This is a genomic window from Streptomyces sp. NPDC055966, from assembly GCF_042269865.1.
Classification (GTDB): domain Bacteria; phylum Actinomycetota; class Actinomycetes; order Streptomycetales; family Streptomycetaceae; genus Streptomyces.
Genome location: NZ_JBHJYK010000010.1, coordinates 155037 through 172709, shown reverse-complemented (window position 1 = coordinate 172709; position 17673 = coordinate 155037). Strand labels below are relative to the sequence as shown.

At 71.5% G+C, this 17673-nt stretch carries 13 protein-coding genes; 9 read left to right on the top strand and 4 right to left on the bottom strand.

All coding sequences use genetic code 11. The features are described from left to right. Positions 1-93: 93 nt before the first annotated feature. Positions 94-1512 carry a sugar porter family MFS transporter gene (locus ACFC8N_RS22500; protein WP_362823246.1) on the top strand — a complete coding sequence of 473 codons (1419 nt, stop codon included), beginning with the start codon at positions 94-96 and terminating at the stop codon, positions 1510-1512. A gap of 129 nt (positions 1513-1641) precedes the next feature. Here the strand turns inward: ACFC8N_RS22500 and ACFC8N_RS22495 are convergent, their stop codons facing one another. Then, complete coding sequence (locus tag ACFC8N_RS22495; protein WP_376289275.1) at positions 1642-2613, bottom strand: LLM class flavin-dependent oxidoreductase; 972 nt, start codon at positions 2611-2613, stop codon at positions 1642-1644. A 91-nt stretch (positions 2614-2704) separates the two neighbouring features. Here ACFC8N_RS22495 and ACFC8N_RS22490 point away from each other — a divergent pair, with 91 nt between their 5' ends. Then, positions 2705-2905, top strand: coding sequence for a hypothetical protein (locus ACFC8N_RS22490; protein ID WP_376289273.1), 201 nt, complete (start codon positions 2705-2707; stop codon positions 2903-2905). 6 nt (positions 2906-2911) lie between these two features. Here the strand turns inward: ACFC8N_RS22490 and ACFC8N_RS22485 are convergent, their stop codons facing one another. Next, positions 2912-4363: a cytosine permease gene (locus tag ACFC8N_RS22485; RefSeq protein WP_376289272.1), complete on the bottom strand. Its 1452-nt coding sequence runs from the start codon at positions 4361-4363 to the stop codon at positions 2912-2914. A 169-nt stretch (positions 4364-4532) separates the two neighbouring features. Here ACFC8N_RS22485 and ftsY point away from each other — a divergent pair, with 169 nt between their 5' ends. Further along, positions 4533-5750 (top strand): signal recognition particle-docking protein FtsY, encoded by a 1218-nt coding sequence (ftsY, locus tag ACFC8N_RS22480; RefSeq protein ID WP_356024572.1) that lies wholly within the window; start codon positions 4533-4535, stop codon positions 5748-5750. Between the two features lie 170 nt (positions 5751-5920). On the opposite strand, the gene ACFC8N_RS22475 is transcribed toward ftsY, so the two are convergent. After that, the gene (locus ACFC8N_RS22475; RefSeq protein ID WP_356024570.1) at positions 5921-6583 is read right to left on the bottom strand and encodes a bifunctional DNA primase/polymerase; all 663 of its coding nucleotides are present in this window, start codon (positions 6581-6583) and stop codon (positions 5921-5923) included. 469 nt (positions 6584-7052) lie between these two features. On the opposite strand from ACFC8N_RS22475, the gene ACFC8N_RS22470 reads away from it, so the two are divergent. The 6 genes from ACFC8N_RS22470 to ftsH all read left to right on the top strand — a co-directional run bounded on the left by ACFC8N_RS22470 (position 7053) and on the right by ftsH (position 16636). Continuing rightward, entirely contained in the window at positions 7053-8531 is a 1479-nt protein-coding gene (locus ACFC8N_RS22470) for a hypothetical protein (protein ID WP_376289269.1), read from the top strand. 301 nt (positions 8532-8832) lie between these two features. Then, positions 8833-10179 carry an ammonium transporter gene (locus ACFC8N_RS22465; RefSeq protein WP_362823498.1) on the top strand — a complete coding sequence of 449 codons (1347 nt, stop codon included), beginning with the start codon at positions 8833-8835 and terminating at the stop codon, positions 10177-10179. Further along, a complete protein-coding gene (locus tag ACFC8N_RS22460; RefSeq protein WP_356024562.1) occupies positions 10176-10514 on the top strand; it encodes a P-II family nitrogen regulator in 339 nt (112 codons plus the stop codon). Before ACFC8N_RS22465 ends, ACFC8N_RS22460 begins: the two co-directional genes overlap by 4 nt. A 29-nt stretch (positions 10515-10543) precedes the next feature. Then, positions 10544-12994 (top strand): [protein-PII] uridylyltransferase, encoded by a 2451-nt coding sequence (locus tag ACFC8N_RS22455; protein ID WP_376289267.1) that lies wholly within the window; start codon positions 10544-10546, stop codon positions 12992-12994. A gap of 96 nt (positions 12995-13090) precedes the next feature. Continuing rightward, complete coding sequence (ffh, locus tag ACFC8N_RS22450; RefSeq protein WP_356024558.1) at positions 13091-14641, top strand: signal recognition particle protein; 1551 nt, start codon at positions 13091-13093, stop codon at positions 14639-14641. A gap of 60 nt (positions 14642-14701) precedes the next feature. After that, positions 14702-16636 carry an ATP-dependent zinc metalloprotease FtsH gene (gene ftsH, locus ACFC8N_RS22445; protein WP_362823496.1) on the top strand — a complete coding sequence of 645 codons (1935 nt, stop codon included), beginning with the start codon at positions 14702-14704 and terminating at the stop codon, positions 16634-16636. A 7-nt stretch (positions 16637-16643) separates the two neighbouring features. Here ftsH and ACFC8N_RS22440 read toward each other — a convergent pair whose 3' ends face one another. Next, entirely contained in the window at positions 16644-17564 is a 921-nt protein-coding gene (locus ACFC8N_RS22440; protein ID WP_376289264.1) for an SAM-dependent methyltransferase, read from the bottom strand. Positions 17565-17673: the final 109 nt, after the last annotated feature.

Sequence of the window (17673 nt, the reverse complement as noted above, 5' to 3'; positions counted from 1 at the left end):
GTCTCTGCAACGTTGCTTTTACCTTCAGGTGTCGCCACCTGAGAGGGCTCGCCCCCCACCCCGGCAGCGTTGCCGTGGCCCGAGGAGATACACGTGACCAGCACAGCGCAGGCACCTCAGTCAGGAGCCAGAACGGCTCAACCCGAGCATCTCGGGCACGTCATCTTCATCGCGGCGGCTGCCGCCATGGGCGGTTTCCTCTTCGGATACGACAGCTCCGTGATCAACGGCGCCGTCGAGGCCATCCGCGGCCGCTACGACATCGGCTCCGCCGCGCTCGCCCAGGTCATCGCGATCGCCCTGATCGGCTGTGCCATCGGCGCCGCGTACGCCGGCCGCATAGCCGACCGGATCGGCCGTATCCGGGTCATGCAGATCGCCGCCGTGCTGTTCACGGTGAGCGCCGTCGGCTCGGCGCTGCCCTTCGCACTGTGGGACTTCGCCCTCTGGCGCGTCGTCGGCGGCTTCGCCATCGGCATGGCCTCCGTCATCGGCCCCGCCTACATCGCCGAGGTCGCCCCGCCCGCCTACCGCGGCCGGCTCGGCTCCTTCCAGCAGGCGGCGATCGTCATCGGCATCGCCATCTCGCAGCTGGTCAACTGGGGCCTGCTGAACGCCGCCGGCGGCAACCAGCGCGGCCACCTGATGGGCCTGGAGGCCTGGCAGGTCATGCTCGGCGTCATGGTCGTCCCGGCCGTCCTGTACGGCCTGCTCTCCTTCGCGATCCCCGAGTCCCCGCGCTTCCTGCTCTCCGTCGGCAAGCGTGAGCGCGCCAAGGAGATCCTCGCCGAGGTCGAGGGCGAGGGCACCGACCTGGACGCCCGCGTCGCCGAGATCGAGCACGCGATGAAGAGCGAGCACAAGTCCACCTTCAAGGACCTGCTCGGCGGCGGCTTCTTCTTCAAGCCGATCGTCTGGGTCGGCATCGGCCTGTCGGTCTTCCAGCAGTTCGTCGGCATCAACGTCGCGTTCTACTACTCCTCGACGCTGTGGCAGTCGGTCGGCATCGACCCGACGGACTCGTTCTTCTACTCCTTCACGACGTCGATCATCAACATCGTCGGCACCGTGATCGCGATGATCTTCGTGGACCGCGTCGGCCGCCGGCCGCTCGCCCTCATCGGCTCGGTCGGCATGGCCGTCGGTCTCGCGCTGGAGGCCTGGGCGTTCTCCTCCCACCTGGTCGGCGGCAAGCTTCCCGCCACCCAGGGCTGGGTCGCCCTGATCGCCGCCCACCTGTTCGTCCTCTTCTTCGCGCTGTCCTGGGGCGTGGTCGTCTGGGTCATGCTCGGCGAGATGTTCCCGAACAAGATCCGCGCCGCCGCCCTGGGCGTCGCCGCCTCCGCGCAGTGGATCGCCAACTGGGCCATCACCGCGAGCTTCCCGTCGCTGGCCGACTGGAACCTGGCCGGCACCTATGTGATCTACGCGGTCTTCGCGGCGCTCTCCGTCCCGTTCGTCCTGAAGTACGTCAAGGAGACGAAGGGCAAGTCGCTGGAGGAGATGGGCTGATCCTCCCGGATCGCCTCCCGAGACCGAGGAGTAGGGGCCAAGTCCCCGCTGCCCCTCTCCTCGTACCATCCGCCGCCCCCGCTCCGGCCACTGCCTGGAGCGGGGGCGGCGGTGTCGTTGCGACACCCCCTAGGCGCCGAGCGCGGGCAGCACCCGTTCCGCGAACAGGGTGAGGCTGCGCCACCCCTCCTCCACCGGCATCCCGCCCGCCAGCGGGTGCAGGACCAGGTTGTCCAGCCCCTGCGCCACGCACTGCTCCGGCGTGAGGATCCGGTACACGCCCTCCGTGCGCAGCTCCGCCACCGTCGTGGCCGCCGACTTCACCGCCGAGCGGATCTGCCCCGACTGCCAGGAGGCGTACGTGCGCGCCTCGTGCAGGAAGTGCTCGCCGTACACGGTCCAGGCCCGGTCCGGGTCCTCGGCGACGTGCAGCAGCGGTGTCTGCGGGGCGGGCATCATGACCCAGCCCTCGGTGCCGTACTCGGTGAGCCGCTCCTTGTAGTACGCCTCCAGCTCGGGCAGATGCGCGCTCGGGAAGAACGGCAGACCGAACCGGGCGGCCCGGCGGGCGGCGGCCTTCGAGGAGCCGCCGACCAGCAGCAGCGGGTGCGGCGCGGTGAACGGGCGCGGGGTGAGGCGTACGGTACGGCCCCGGTAGGTGAACTCCTCGCCGGACCACGCCGCCAGCAGCGTCTCCAGCAACTCGTCCTGGATCCGGCCCCGGCGCTTCCAGTCCACGTCGAACAGGGCGTACTCCTCGGGGCGGTAGCCGATGCCGGCCACCGTCACGAGCCGCCCGCCGCTGAGCAGGTCCAGTACGGCGATCTCCTCGGCCAGCCGCAGCGGATCGTGCAGCGGGCCGATCACCGCCGACACCGTCACCGCGATGTTCCGGGTCGCCCCGAACACCGCGCCGGCGAAGGCGAACGGCGACGGCAGCCAGTTGTTCTCGGCGCCGTGGTGCTCCTCGGTCTGCACGGTGCTGATCCCGTGCTCGTCGGCGTACGCGGCCATCTCCAGGGCGGCCCGGTAGCGGGCGGAGAGGGCGGCGGGCGTGGCCCCCGGGGCGACGAGGTTGAAACGGACGACCGTGACGGGCATGGCAAGTCCCCCTCCGGTACGGCTCGGTGGAGGGGGACGTTAGCTGACGCGGCGTCAGATGGCCATGGCGGGGCGGAGGTAGGCTCGCGGGATGACCGACACCGTACCCACGGACCCGCGGGCGGAGGCCGAGCGGGACCGCGTCGCCCTCTGGCTCGCACCGGACGATCTGTGGTGGCTCGCCCGCCACTGCTGCTGTCCGGACGACGCCGGCCAGGAGACGAAGGACCGCTGCTCACGCCTGCGGTTCCGGGCGAGTGCGGCCCTCCACAAGAGCGGCCGGCCGCACTGAGGTGTCTCAGGCGCCGACGGTCGAGGGCTCCTCGGCCGGCTCGGTGGCCGGGGCCGGCCGCGTCGCCGCCGGCTTCGGCAGGACCAGGTACAGCAGGCCGGAGATCACGATCGTGGCGACCCAGCCGAGGCCGTACTCGCCGAGGACGTTGTTCTTCGCGAGCGGGCCGGTGAACCAGTCCGACGTCGTGAACATCAGGCCCGAGACCAGGCCGATCGCCCAGGCGGCCACGGCCGCGGGGGAGAAGCCGCCCTTGTACCAGTAGGCGCTGGTGCGGGTGGTGTCGGCCATCGCCGCGCCGTCGTACTCGGTGCGGCGCAGCATGTCCGCGCCGAACACGCCGACCCACGCGGAGAAGGCGACCGCCAGCAGGGAGAGGAAGGCGATGAACGAGCCCATGAAGCTCGTCGCCACCAGCATCAGCACGCCGCCGAAGATCAGCGAGATCACGGCGTTGACGGAGACCGCCCAGTGACGCGGCACCTTGAAGCCGAGGGTCTGCGCGGTGAAGCCCGCCGAGTACATCGACATCGAGTTGATCAGCAGCATGCCGATCAGCGAGATGCACAGGTACGGCACCGCGATCCAGGTCGGCAGGATCTCGCCGAGGAAGGACACCGGATCGGTCGCCGAGGCCAGGTCCGGCGTGGAGACCGCCATCACCGCGCCCATCAGGACCATCGGGAGCACCACGACACCGGCGCCGCCCACCGCCGTGCCGACGATCGCCTTGGAGGACGCCGTGCGCGGCAGGTAGCGGGTGAAGTCCGGCGCGGTCGGGATCCAGCTGACACCGCCGGCCGCGATCATGCCGACACCGGTGATCACCGCGGCCGTCGAACCGCCGCCGTGGTGCATCACCTTCGACCAGTCGGTGTTCGCCACCAGGTAGGCGAGGACGAGCACCGAGAAGACGCCGAAGAGGTACGTCGCGTACTTGTTGCACTTCTGCACGGCGTTGATGCCGAGCCCGGAGATCGCGAACGTCGCCACGACGAACGCCAGCAGCATGACCATGTCCAGCACGCTGTTCGCCTTCAGGCCGCACACGATGTCCAGGATGGTGAGCATCGCGTAGGCGCCGGTGACCGCGTTGATCGTCTCCCAGCCCCAGCGCGCGACCCAGATCAGCGACCCGGGCAGCAGATTGCCGCGCTGGCCGAAGACCGCCCGCGACAGCGCCATGCCGGGCGCGCCGCCCCGCTTGCCCGCGATGCCGATCAGCCCGACGAGGCCGTACGACACGACCGGCGCGGCCGCCGCGACCACGAGCGCCTGCCAGATGTCCAGGTGGTACGCGACGACGAGGCTCGCGCCCATCGTCAGCAGCAGCACGCTGATGTTGGCGCCGACCCAGGTCGGGAACAGCTCGCGGGTCTTCGCGGTGCGCTCGTGATCCGGGACCTGCTCGATCCCTCGGGTCTCGAGAGCGCCTTCGGTCTCGACGGTTTTGCTCATGGAAAACGGGCCTGCCGTGGGGGGAAGGGGGACGCTCGGACTCTACGCGCGTCGACAGAGTCGCCACCATCGTACTTTGCTCCGACTCCTCGCCGTACGTGGCGTTTGTCTCTCAGAGGAAGCCACAAACCGGCTCCCGTCGTCACCCATGACTGATACTGGACGGGTTATGGAAACCGTCATCCTTGCTGTAGTCATCGCCGTGGTCGTGATCGGCGCGCTCGGCGGGCTGATCGTGGGCACCCGGCGCCGGAAGCCGCTGCCTCCGCCACCCCCGAAGACGCCCGACATCACCGCGCCCCCGGCCGAGCCGCACGTCGGCGACGAGGCCGAGACACCGCGCGACGAACCGCGCCGGACCATCGAGGAGGTGGATCTCCCCGGCGGCCCCGCACCGGTCGCCGTGGAGGAGCCTCCCGCCGCCGAGCCCACTCTCGAAGAGGCTCCGGAGATCGAGATCCCGGAGCCCACCGCAGGCCGGCTGGTCCGCCTGCGCGCCCGCCTGTCCCGCTCCCAGAACGCCCTCGGCAAGGGCCTGCTCACGCTCCTGTCGCGCGAGCACCTCGACGACGACACCTGGGAGGAGATCGAGGACACGCTGCTCACCGCCGACGTCGGCGTGCAGCCCACCCAGGAGCTGGTCGAGGGCCTGCGCGAGCGCGTCAAGGTGCTCGGCACCCGCACCCCCGAGGAGCTGCGCGGCCTGCTGCGCGAGGAGCTGCTCAAGCTGGTCGGCACCGACGTCGACCGCACGGTGAGGACCGAGCCCGAGGACCGCAAGCCCGGCATCGTGATGGTCGTCGGCGTCAACGGCACCGGCAAGACCACCACCACCGGCAAGCTCGCGCGCGTGCTCGTCGCCGACGGCCGCACCGTCGTGCTCGGCGCCGCCGACACCTTCCGCGCCGCCGCCGCCGACCAGCTCCAGACCTGGGGCGAGCGCGTCGGCGCCCACACCGTGCGCGGCCCCGAGGCCGGCGACCCGGCGTCCGTGGCCTTCGACGCGGTCAAGGAGGGCAAGGAGATGGGGGTCGACGTCGTCCTCATCGACACCGCCGGCCGCCTGCACACCAAGACCGGCCTCATGGACGAGCTGGGCAAGGTCAAGCGGGTCGTGGAGAAGCACGCGCCGCTGGACGAGGTGCTGCTCGTCCTCGACGCCACCACCGGCCAGAACGGCCTGGTCCAGGCCCGCGTGTTCGCCGAGGTCGTGGACATCACCGGCATCGTGCTGACCAAGCTCGACGGCACCGCCAAGGGCGGCATCGTCGTCGCGGTCCAGCGTGAGCTGGGCGTGCCGGTCAAGCTCGTCGGCCTCGGCGAGGGCGCGGACGACCTGGCCCCGTTCGAGCCGGAGGCGTTCGTGGACGCGCTGATCGGCGAGTAACTCCCTGTGGATCAGCCTTCACCCACGGACCGCAGCCGATAATCGAGGAACCACGACGGCGATCAACCACGTCCGCGAGAGCGGCGCCGGCTTATGCGCAAAGAAAGGAAGTGCCCGGCCCCAAGGTGCAGTTGGGGACGGGCACTTCGCCTTTGTGCGCGGGGGAGCCGTCAGGCCCGCGCCCGCGACCGGTGCGCCACATAGGCCAGCGTGCCCAGCACCAGCCGGGCCGCCGGCGGTGCCGTCGCCGAGTCCAGCGCCGGCGGGCGCAGCCAGCGCACCGGGCCCAGACCGCCACGGTCGGAGGGCGGCGCCGTGACGTACGCACCAGGGCCGAGGCCGCTCAGGTCCAGGGCGGAGGGGTCGTCCCAGCCCAGGCGGTAGAGCAGCCGGGGCAGTTCGGCGGCGGAGCCGGGCGCGACGAAGAAGTGCGCGCGGCCGTCCGGGGTCGCGGCCACCGGACCGAGGGGGAGCCCCATCCGCTCCAGGCGGACCAGGGCGCGCCGGCCGGCCGCCTCGGAGACCTCGACGACGTCGAACGCCTGGCCCACCGGCAGCATCACCGCGGCGCCCGGGAACTCCGACCAGGCCTTGCTCACCTCGTCCAGCGTCGCCCCGGCCGGCACCTGGGGCGCGAAGTCCAGCGGATGGGCGCCCGGCGCCGGGCAGTCGGCGCGCCCGCAGGAACAGGCGCCCGCCGCGGCCCGCGCGCCCGGCACCACGTCCCAGCCCCACAGTCCGGTGAACTCGGCGACGGCCGTGCACTCCGAGGACCGGCCGCGCCGACGCGCGCCGGAGCGGATCTCGCGGATGCCGCCGATCGTGAAGCCCATGCCCCCTCCAACGGGTCCAGCGCGCCGGTGGTTACGACACGGAACGGGACGAAAGCGGAACGTAACGCTACGGCTCCGCCTTCCCGCACCGGCCGTCGATCAAGCGCGGGGTCAAGGCAGCGCCTGGAAGCGCCTGAGGTGGCGCACCGGTTGGCACGCGCCCCGGGGTGCATCACTCCGCCCACCTCCGGCCGTCCTATGTCAAGTGAATCGCGTCCCAGGGAACGTGAGTTCATTCGAAGGGGTGGCGAATGGTGGCGTTTCCCGGATCGCCATGGCTGGACGGGTGATCGTAGGATTACTGTGAGTGTGCGAGTCCTCGGGGCATATGCATCCGTGGGTATGCCGGAGGCGAGTCGTCATCCCGTTCGAAGGGTGAGAACCGGCGGACAGGAGGCCGTATTTACCGGCATTCTGATAGGGCTTGGCGTACGCGGCGACAAGTGGTCTCAGGAATGGGGGCGTTCCAGTGAGCGGCAACGGCGGTAGCGGGACGAACGCTGACAAGCGCCCCAACGAGCTGCTCGGCTCGTGGTTCGTGCGCAGCGGCTGGTCCAAGGGCGAGCTGGCCCGCCAAGTGAACCGCCGGGCGCGCCAGTTGGGCGCCAACCACATCTCCACCGACACCTCGCGCGTACGGCGCTGGCTGGACGGCGAGAACCCCCGCGAACCGATCCCGCGCATCCTCTCGGAGCTGTTCTCGGAGCGCTTCGGCTGCGTGGTCTCCATCGAGGACCTCGGCCTGCGCGCCGCGCGCCAGTCACCCTCCGCGACCGGCGTCGACCTGCCCTGGACCGGCCCGCAGACCGTCGCCCTGCTCAGCGAGTTCTCGCGCAGCGACCTGATGCTCGCCCGGCGCGGCTTCCTCGGCACCTCCCTCGCCCTGTCCGCCGGTCCCTCCCTCATCGAGCCGATGCAGCGCTGGCTCGTGCCGAGCCCGGCCTCCCCGGGCTGCCCCGAGCCCCGGCCCGCCCTCGACCCGCGCCGCCCCGGCCGTCTGTCCCGGCCCGAGCTGGACCTGCTGGAGTCCACCACCAGGATGTTCCGCCAGTGGGACGCCCAGTGCGGCGGCGGCCTGCGCCGCAAGGCGGTCGTCGGACAGCTGCACGAGGTCACCGACCTGCTCCAGGAACCCCAGCCCGAGGCCACCACCCGCATCCTGTTCAAGGTCGCCGCCGAACTGGCCGAGCTGGCGGGCTGGATGTCGTACGACGTCGGCCTCCAGCCCACCGCGCAGAAGTACTTCGTGCTCGCCCTGCACGCCGCCAAGGAAGCCGGTGACAAGCCGCTCGGCTCCTACATCCTCTCCAGCATGAGCCGCCAGATGATCCACCTCGGCCGTCCCGACGACGCCCTGGAGCTGATCCACCTCGCCCAGTACGGCAGCCGCGACTGCGCGAGCCCGCGCACCCAGTCGATGCTGTATGCGATGGAGGCCCGCGCGTACGCGAACATGGGCCAGCCCGGCAAGACCAAGCGCGCGGTCCGCATGGCCGAGGACACCTTCGCCGAGGCCGACGAGTGGGACGAGCCGGACCCCGACTGGATCCGCTTCTTCTCCGAGGCCGAGCTGCACGGCGAGAACTCCCACTCCTACCGCGACCTCGCCTACGTCGCCGGCCGCAGCCCCACCTACGCCTCCCTCGCCGAGCCGCTCATGCGGCGGGCGGTGGAGCTGTTCGCCAAGGACCCGGAGCACCAGCGGTCGTATGCGCTGAACCTGATCGGCAAGGCCACCGTGCACCTGCTCCAGCGCGAGCCCGAGCGAGGCACGGAGTACGCCTCCCGGGCCATGGAGATCGCCAAGAAGGTCCGCTCCGAGCGCGTGAACACTCGTATCCGAAAGACGGTCGACACCGCCGCGCGGGACTACGGCGACCTCGCCGTCGTCGTCGACCTCACCGACCAGCTCGCCGTGGACCTTCCCGAGACCGCCGAGGCCGTCTGACCGACCCCGGCGCCAAGCCCCGGCCGCGGCCGGGCCTCCCGAACCGCTCGACTCGGCTCCCCCATGCCAGGTCATCGAGAGGCCCGCCGCGGTCGGCCCGTCTCCCTCCCGGAGATCCGGCCGTTCATCCACGCGTAACACGCACGGCGTCTTCGTCACCCCGGCGAAACAACGAGGGGCCTCCACCGAAACCGCGCTGCGTCAATCTCATGGCGCATAACCGGCCCACCCCTCACCCGACCGGACCGCCCAGGCCCGGTACCGCCCGCACGGGGCCGTTGAAACCGACGAGGAGACGCCGATGGCCCCAGCCATCACGCTTGCCGCGGAGGCACCCAAGCTGTCGTCCGCGAACACAGGCTTCATGCTCATTGCTTCCGCCCTGGTGCTGATCATGACCCCGGGCCTGGCCTTCTTCTACGGAGGCATGGTCCGGGTCAAGAGCACCCTCAACATGCTGATGATGAGCTTCATCGCCATGGGGATCATCACCATCCTCTGGACGCTCTACGGCTTCTCCCTCGCCTTCGGCACGCACAACGGCTTCATCGGCTGGAACTCGAACTGGTTCGGGCTCAGCCACATCGGCCTGACGGAGCTCTGGCCCGGGTACACCATCCCGGTCTTCGTCTTCATGGTCTTCCAGATGATGTTCGCCATCATCACCCCGGCCCTGATCAGCGGCGCCCTCGCCGACCGCGTGAAGTTCTCGGCCTGGTGCCTGTTCATCACCCTGTGGGCCACGATCGTCTACGTTCCGGTCGCCCACTGGGTCTGGGGCGCCGACGGCTGGGCCTTCAAGCTCGGCGTGATCGACTTCGCGGGCGGTACGGCGGTCCACATCAACGCGGGTGCGGCGGCGCTCGGTGTCATCCTCGTCATCGGCAAGCGCGTCGGCTTCAAGAAGGACCCGATGCGCCCGCACAGCCTCCCGCTGGTCATGCTCGGCGCGGGTCTGCTGTGGTTCGGATGGTTCGGCTTCAACGCGGGCTCCTGGCTCGGCAACGACGACGGCGTCGGCGCGCTGATGTTCGTCAACACGCAGGTCGCCACCGGTGCCGCCATGCTGGCCTGGCTCGCCTACGAGAAGATCCGCCACGGCGCGTTCACCACCCTCGGTGCCGCCTCCGGTGCGGTCGCCGGTCTGGTCGCGATCACCCCGTCCGGCGGCGCGGTCTCCCCGCTCGGCGCGATCGCCGTCGGCGCCATCGCCGGTGTCGCCTGCGCCGCGGCCGTCGGCCTGAAGTTCAAGTTCGGCTACGACGACTCCCTCGACGTGGTCGGCGTCCACATGGTCGGCGGCATCCTCGGCTCCCTGCTGATCGGCTTCTTCGCCACCGGCAAGGGCCAGTCCACCGCGACCGGCGTCTTCTACGGCGACCACTCCTTCACCCAGCTGTGGAAGCAGTGCGCCGGTGTCGGCGCGGTCCTCGCCTACTCCCTGGTCGTCTCCGCGGTCCTCGCCTTCCTCCTCGACAAGACCATCGGCATGCGGGTCACCGAGGACGAGGAGATCTCCGGCATCGACCAGGCCGAGCACGCCGAGAGCGCCTACGACTTCAGTGGCACCGGCGGCGGTGTCATCGGCTCCGCCGCGCACTCCTCGGCCCTGGCCGCCGCCACGCAGACCAAGAAGGTGGACGCATGAAGCTCATCACCGCCGTCGTCAAGCCCCACCGGCTGGACGAGATCAAGGAGGCCCTTCAGGCGTTCGGCGTCCAGGGACTGACGGTCACCGAGGCCAGCGGTTACGGTCGGCAGCGGGGCCACACCGAGGTCTACCGGGGTGCCGAGTACACCGTCGACCTGGTCCCGAAGATCCGCGTCGAGGTGCTGGCCGAGGACGACGACGCCGAGCAGCTGATCGAGGTCATCGTGAAGGCGGCCCGCACCGGAAAGATCGGTGACGGCAAGGTCTGGGCCCTGCCGGTCGACACGGCCGTACGGGTCCGCACCGGCGAGCGCGGCCCCGACGCGCTCTGACCAGCATCTCTGAGAACGGGAGTCGCCGGGTGACGGGAACGGACGAGCGCATGGCAGCAGAGGACTCGGGACCCGGCGGCTACGCGGCGGCCCGGCTGCGCCTCCTCACCGAGGGGGCGCGATCCGGGCCGCCGCGCCGTGCCGCCCTCGCGGAGCTGACCGACGACTGGCTCGGCGGACTGTTCGGCGCGGCGGCCAAGGGGCTCACGGGGGTCTCGCTGGTCGCCGTCGGCGGCTACGGCCGCGGCGAGCTGTCCCCGCGCAGCGACCTGGACCTGCTCCTGCTGCACGACGGCGGTGACACCAAGGAGGTCGCCGCGCTGGCCGACCGCCTCTGGTACCCGATCTGGGACCTCGGCCTCGCCCTCGACCACTCGGTGCGCACCCCGGCGGAGGCCCGCAGGACCGCCGGGGACGACCTGAAGGTCCACCTCGGTCTCCTGGACGCCCGCCACCTGGCCGGCGACGCCGGCCTCACCGCCGGCCTGCGCACGGCCGTCCTCACCGACTGGCGCAACCAGGCCCCCAAGCGGCTGCCGGAACTCCAGGAACTGTGTGCCGGACGCGCCGAGCGGCAGGGCGAGCTGCAGTACCTGCTGGAGCCCGACCTGAAGGAGGCGCGCGGCGGCCTGCGCGACGCCACCGCCCTGCGCGCCGTCGCCGCCTCCTGGCTCGCCGACGCCCCGCGCGAGGGCCTCGCCGACGCATGCCGGCGCCTCCTCGACGTCCGTGACGCCCTGCACCTGGCGACGGGCCGCGCCACCGACCGGCTGTCCCTCCAGGAGCAGGACCAGGTGGCGGCCGAGCTGGGCCTGCTGGACGCGGACACCCTGCTGCGGCAGGTGTACGAGGCCGCACGGGTGATCGCGTACGCCAGTGACGTCACCTGGCGCGAGGTGGGGCGCGTACTGCGCTCGCGCGCCGTGCGGCCGCGCTTGCGCGCCATGCTGGGAGGCGGCGGCAAGCCCGTCACCGAGCGTTCCCCGCTCGCCGAGGGCGTGGTGGAGCAGGACGGCGAGGTGGTGCTCGCCCGCGCCGCGCGCCCCGAGCGCGACCCCGTGCTGCCGCTGCGCGCCGCGGCCGCCGCCGCGCAGGCCGGCCTCCCGCTCTCCCTGCACGCCGTCCGGCGGATGGCGGCGACCACGCGCCCCCTGCCCACACCGTGGCCCGCCGAGGCCCGGGAGCAGCTGGTCACGCTGCTCGGCTCCGGCCGCCCGACCGTCGAGGTCTGGGAGGCGCTGGAGGCGGAGGGCCTGATCAGCCGCCTGCTGCCGGACTGGGAGCGGGTCCGCTGCCGCCCCCAGCGCAATGCCGTCCACCTCTGGACCGTCGACCGGCACCTCATCGAGACGGCCGTCCGCGCCTCCGCACTCACCCGCCGCGTCAGCCGCCCCGACCTGCTCCTGGTCGCCGCCCTGCTGCACGACATCGGCAAGGGCTGGCCCGGCGACCACTCGGTGGCCGGCGAGATCATCGCCAAGGACGTGGCCGTCCGGATCGGCTTCGACCGCGCGGACGTGACGGTGCTGTCCTCGCTGGTCCGCCACCACCTCCTGCTGATCGAGACGGCCACGCGCCGCGACCTGGACGACCCGGCCACGGTCCGCTCGGTCGCCGAGGCGGTCGGCACCCAGAGCACCCTGGAGCTGCTGCACGCGCTGACGGAGGCCGACGCCCTCGCCACCGGCCCGGCCGCCTGGTCCTCCTGGCGCGGCTCCCTCGTCGCCGACCTCGTCCGTCGCGTCTGCGCCGTCCTCGCCGGGGACGCACCGGACGAGCCCGAGCCGACCGCCGCGCCCACCGCCGAACAGGAGCGGCTGGCGATCGAGGCGTTCCGCACGGGCGGCCCGGTCCTCGCCCTGCGCGCCCAGACGGAACCGGCCACCGGGGAGGCGTCCGCCCAGGAACCCCTCGGCGTCGAGCTGCTCATCGCCGTACCCGACCAGCCCGCCGTGCTCCCCGCCGTCGCCGGGGTCCTCGCCGTGCACCGGCTGACCGTGCGCACCGCCGAGCTGCGCGCCCTGAGCCTGCCCGACGACGTCGACGACGGCTCGGTCCTGCTGCTCAACTGGCGGGTCGCCGCCGAGTACGGCTCCCTGCCCCAGGCCGCCCGGCTGCGCGCCGACCTCGTGCGCGCCCTCGACGGCTCGCTGGACATCGCCGGCCGCCTCGCCGAGCGGGACGCGGCCTACCCCCGCAGGCGCGGCTGGACCGCCCCGCCGCCCCGTGTCACGGTGGCCCCGGCCGCCTCGCACCACGCCACGGTGATCGAGGTCCGCGCCCAGGACGCCCCCGGCCTGCTGCACCGCATCGGCATGGCCCTGGAGAAGGCGGCCGTACGGGTGCGCAGCATGCACGTCAGCACGCTGGGCTCCAACGCCGTCGACGCCTTCTACGTCACGACGGGCACGGGCGCACAGCTCCCGGCGCAGGACGCGGCATCGCTGGCGCGGGTGCTGGAGGAGACACTGCGCGGATGAGCCGGGGGACGACCTGCCCCGGTACTTTCGACGCCGGGATACCCTGGAGGGCGATTCCCATCAAGACCGTCACCGACCCCGAGGACCGCGAGCGCCGTGTTCGACACTCTCTCCGATCGCCTGTCAGCGACTTTCAAGAACCTGCGCGGCAAGGGACGGCTCTCCGAGGCGGACATCGACGCCACCGCGCGTGAGATCCGCATCGCGCTCCTCGAAGCGGACGTGGCGCTGCCGGTCGTCCGGACGTTCATCAAGAACATCAAGGAGCGGTCCCTCGGCGCCGAGGTCTCCAAGGCGCTGAACCCCGCCCAGCAGGTCCTGAAGATCGTCAACGACGAGCTGGTCACGATCCTCGGCGGCGAGACCCGCCGGCTGCGCTTCGCCAAGCAGCCGCCCACCGTGATCATGCTGGCCGGTCTCCAGGGTGCCGGTAAGACCACCCTCGCGGGCAAGCTCGGCCGCTGGCTGAAGGAGCAGGGCCACTCGCCGCTGCTGGTCGCCGCCGACCTCCAGCGCCCGAACGCCGTCAACCAGCTGAGCGTCGTCGCCGAGCGCGCCGGCGTGGCGGTCTTCGCGCCCGAGCCGGGCAACGGCGTCGGCGACCCGGTCCAGGTCGCCAAGGACTCCATCGAGTTCGCGAAGTCCAAGGTCCACGACATCGTGATCGTGGACACCGCCGGCCGCCTCGGCATCGACCAGGAGATGATGCAGCAGGCCGCGGACATCCGCGACGCCGTCTCCCCGGACGAGATCCTCTTCGTCGTCGACGCGATGATCGGCCAGGACGCGGTCAACACCGCCGAGGCCTTCCGCGACGGCGTCGGCTTCGACGGCGTGGTGCTCTCCAAGCTCGACGGTGACGCCCGAGGTGGTGCCGCCCTGTCGATCCGGCAGATCACCGGCAAGCCGATCATGTTCGCGTCGAACGGCGAGAAGCTGGACGACTTCGACGCGTTCCACCCGGACCGGATGGCCTCCCGCATCCTCGACATGGGTGACCTGCTCACCCTGATCGAGCAGGCGGAGAAGACCTTCAGCCAGGAAGAGGCCGCCAAGATGGCCTCGAAGCTGGCGTCCAAGAAGGGCCAGGACTTCACCCTGGACGACTTCCTGGCCCAGATGGAGCAGGTCCGGAAGATGGGCAGCATCAGCAAGCTGCTCGGCATGCTCCCGGGCATGGGCCAGATCAAGGACCAGATCCAGAACATCGACGAGCGGGACGTCGACCGCACGGCCGCGATCATCAAGTCGATGACCCCGGCCGAGCGCCAGGAGCCGACGATCATCAACGGCTCGCGCCGTGCCCGTATCGCCAAGGGTTCCGGTGTCGAGGTCAGCGCGGTGAAGAACCTGGTCGAGCGGTTCTTCGAGGCCCGCAAGATGATGTCCCGCATGGCCCAGGGCGGCGGCATGCCGGGCATGCCGGGGATCCCGGGCATGGGCGGCGGCCCCGGCCGGCAGAAGAAGCAGCAGAAGAAGGCCAAGGGCAAGCAGCGCTCCGGCAACCCGATGAAGCGCAAGCAGCAGGAGCTGGAGGAGGCCCAGCGCCGCGAGGCCGCGGCCCAGGGCGGCGGCGCCTTCGGGGTGCCGCAGCAGGGCGGCCAGGAGTTCGAGCTGCCGGACGAGTTCAAGAAGTTCATGGGCTGAGCTCGCCCCTGAGCCCTCACTGGGCATGCCGGGGGTTGGTCATTGTCGTACCGTCCGGATATGACCAACCCCGCCCCGCCGCGCAAGTCGCCCGACCAGCCCTGGCGTACCGAAGGTGCCCCGGAGGAGCCGCCGAAGCAGCCGGGCGGGCCCCGGATGCGCGGTGGCTGGTGGCGGCTGATCCTCACCGCGCTGGTCGTGTACCTGATCGCCAACCTGGTGCTGTCCTACTTCGACCAGGCCAACGAGCCGACGATCTCGTACACCGAGTTCAGCAAGCAGGTCAACGACGGCAATGTCGCCAAGATCTACGCCAAGGGCGACTCGATCCAGGGGCAGCTCAAGAAGGAGCAGAAGAACCCCGGCGGCGGCACGTACACCAAGTTCAACACCGAGCGGCCGTCCTTCGCGAACGACAACCTCTGGTCGAATCTGACCAAGCACGGCGTCACCGTCACGGCGCAGCCCGTCGTCCAGCACCGCAGCTTTCTCGCCAATCTGCTGATCTCCCTGGCGCCGATGATCGTCATCGTCGCTCTGTGGATCTTCGTCGCGCGGCGGATGAGCGCGGGCCTCGGCGGCGCGGGCGGCATGCTGGGCCGCAAGGCGCCGCCCAAGCCGGTCGAGCTGGTGCCGGGGGAGAAGCGCACGACCTTCGCCGACGTGGCCGGGATCGACGAGGTGGAGGGCGAGCTGAACGACGTCGTCGACTTCCTGAAGAACCCCGACGCCTACCGGCGCATGGGCGCCAAGATGCCCCGCGGTGTGCTGCTCGCGGGCCCGCCCGGCACCGGAAAGACACTGCTCGCGCGCGCGGTCGCCGGCGAGGCGGGCGTGCCGTTCTTCTCCGCGTCCGCGTCCGAGTTCATCGAGATGATCGTGGGCGTGGGCGCCTCGCGCGTGCGGGAGCTGTTCGCGGAGGCCCGCAAGGTCGCACCGTCGATCATCTTCATCGACGAGATCGACACCATCGGCCGGGCCCGCGGCGGCGGCGCGTCCATGGGCGGGCACGACGAGCGCGAGCAGACGCTGAACCAGATCCTCACCGAGATGGACGGCTTCTCCGGCTCGGAGGGCGTCATCGTCATCGCGGCCACCAACCGCGCCGACATCCTCGACCCGGCGCTGACCCGCCCCGGCCGCTTCGACCGGGTCGTCCAGGTCTCGCCCCCGGACCGCGGCGGCCGCGAGGCCATCCTGGAGATCCACACCCGCGACATCCCGCTCGCCGAGAACGTCGACCTCGCCCAGGTGGCCCGTACGACCCCGGGCATGACCGGCGCCGATCTGGCCAACCTCGCCAACGAGGCCGCCCTGCTCGCGGTGAAGCGCCAGCAGCAGGCCGTGACCCAGTCCGACCTGTCCGACGCGCTGGAGAAGGTCCAGCTCGGCGCGGAACGTCCGCTGGTGATGCCCGAGGAGGAGCGCCGGCGCACCGCCTACCACGAGAGCGGGCACGCCCTGCTCGGCATGCTCCAGCCCGGCGCCGACCCGGTCCGCAAGATCACCATCGTGCCGCGCGGCCGCGCCCTCGGCGTCACGCTCTCCACGCCGGACGCCGACAAGTACGCGTACACCGAGGAGTACCTGCGCGGCCGGATCATCGGCGCGCTCGGCGGCATGGCGGCCGAGCACGTCGTCTACGACGTGGTCACCACCGGCTCCGAGAGCGATCTGGAGCAGGTCACCAACATCGCGCGCGGAATGGTGTCCCGCTGGGGCATGAGCGAGGAGGTCGGCCGGCTCTCCGCGCTCCCGAACGACGCCCAGCAGGCCTACGGGCTCGCCGCCGCACCGCAGACGCTGGACGTCATCGACGCCGAGATGCGCCGGATCGTGGACGAGTGCTACGAGGAGGCCTGCCGCAAACTCCGCGACCACCGCGGCCAGTTGGACGCCCTCGCGCAGGCGCTGCTGGTCAACGAGACGCTGGAGGAGGCGGACGCGTACCGCGTCGCCGGGATCACCCGCCTGACCAAGGACGTCGACTCGTGACGGACGTTCAGGGCACGCGTGCGACGAGATAGCGGAACACGTTCGGCATCCATACGGTGCCGTCCGGGCGCCGGTACGGATGCAGGGCCTCGGTCAGCTCCTTGTCGACCTGCTTGGCGTCCGTCGCCGCGATCGCCGCGTCGAACAGCGCCGTCGACAGCAGGCCGCGTACGGCACTGTCGAGGCCGGCGTACCCGAAGGGGCAGGCGACCCGTCCGGAGCCGTCCGGCCTGAGGCCGGCGCGCTGCGCGACCTCTTCCAGGTCGTCCCGCCCGGCGGGCCGCCAACTGCCCGCGCCGCGCAGCGGATCGGCCAGCTTCGCCGCCACCCGCAGCACCGAGGAGGCGGCACACCGCTCGGGCGGACCCCACCCGGTCAGCACCACGGCGGCCCCCCGCGCGGCGAACGGCAGCGCCTGCGCCAGCGATTCCCCGAGCCCCTCGGCGTCCCCGGCGAGACATCCGACCGGCTCGAAGACGGTCACCAGGTCGTACGGCTCCGCCTCGGCGTCGTCCCGGTCGGCGGGCGACCCGGCGATGAGCCGCACACCGGCACGCGCACGCGTACGGCCGCTTTCGCCCCACCCGGCCGGGTGGCCGGGGACGCCCGGCAGGCCCCTGTCCGCGCCGCGCGGGGCGTGCGGGAGCAGGCGTTCGCGGGCGAGGGCGAGGCGTTCGGGGGAGGCGGCCTCGCAGCCGGTGACCTCGGCCCCTCTGCCGGCGGCCAGCAGCAGGGCGAGCCCCGAGCCGCAGCGCAGGCCCAGCAGCCGGGTGGCGGGGCCCACTTCCAGCCGTTCGTGAACGGCCTCGTAGAGCGGCACCAGCATCCGCTCCTGGATCTCGGACCAGTCACGCGCGCGTGCGCACAGGTCCACGCGGGGTTCGGAGTCCGCGTGAGCCAGGTGCTGCGGCACGAGCACAGGTGTCATAGGTAAGCGCCCCAATCCGCCGACAGTTCGCCGCTGCGCCCGGTCGTTCGGCCCCCGTGCCGTGCGCGCGCACTTCCCACGTATGTCAGGTAACTCCCGGCTCGCGACG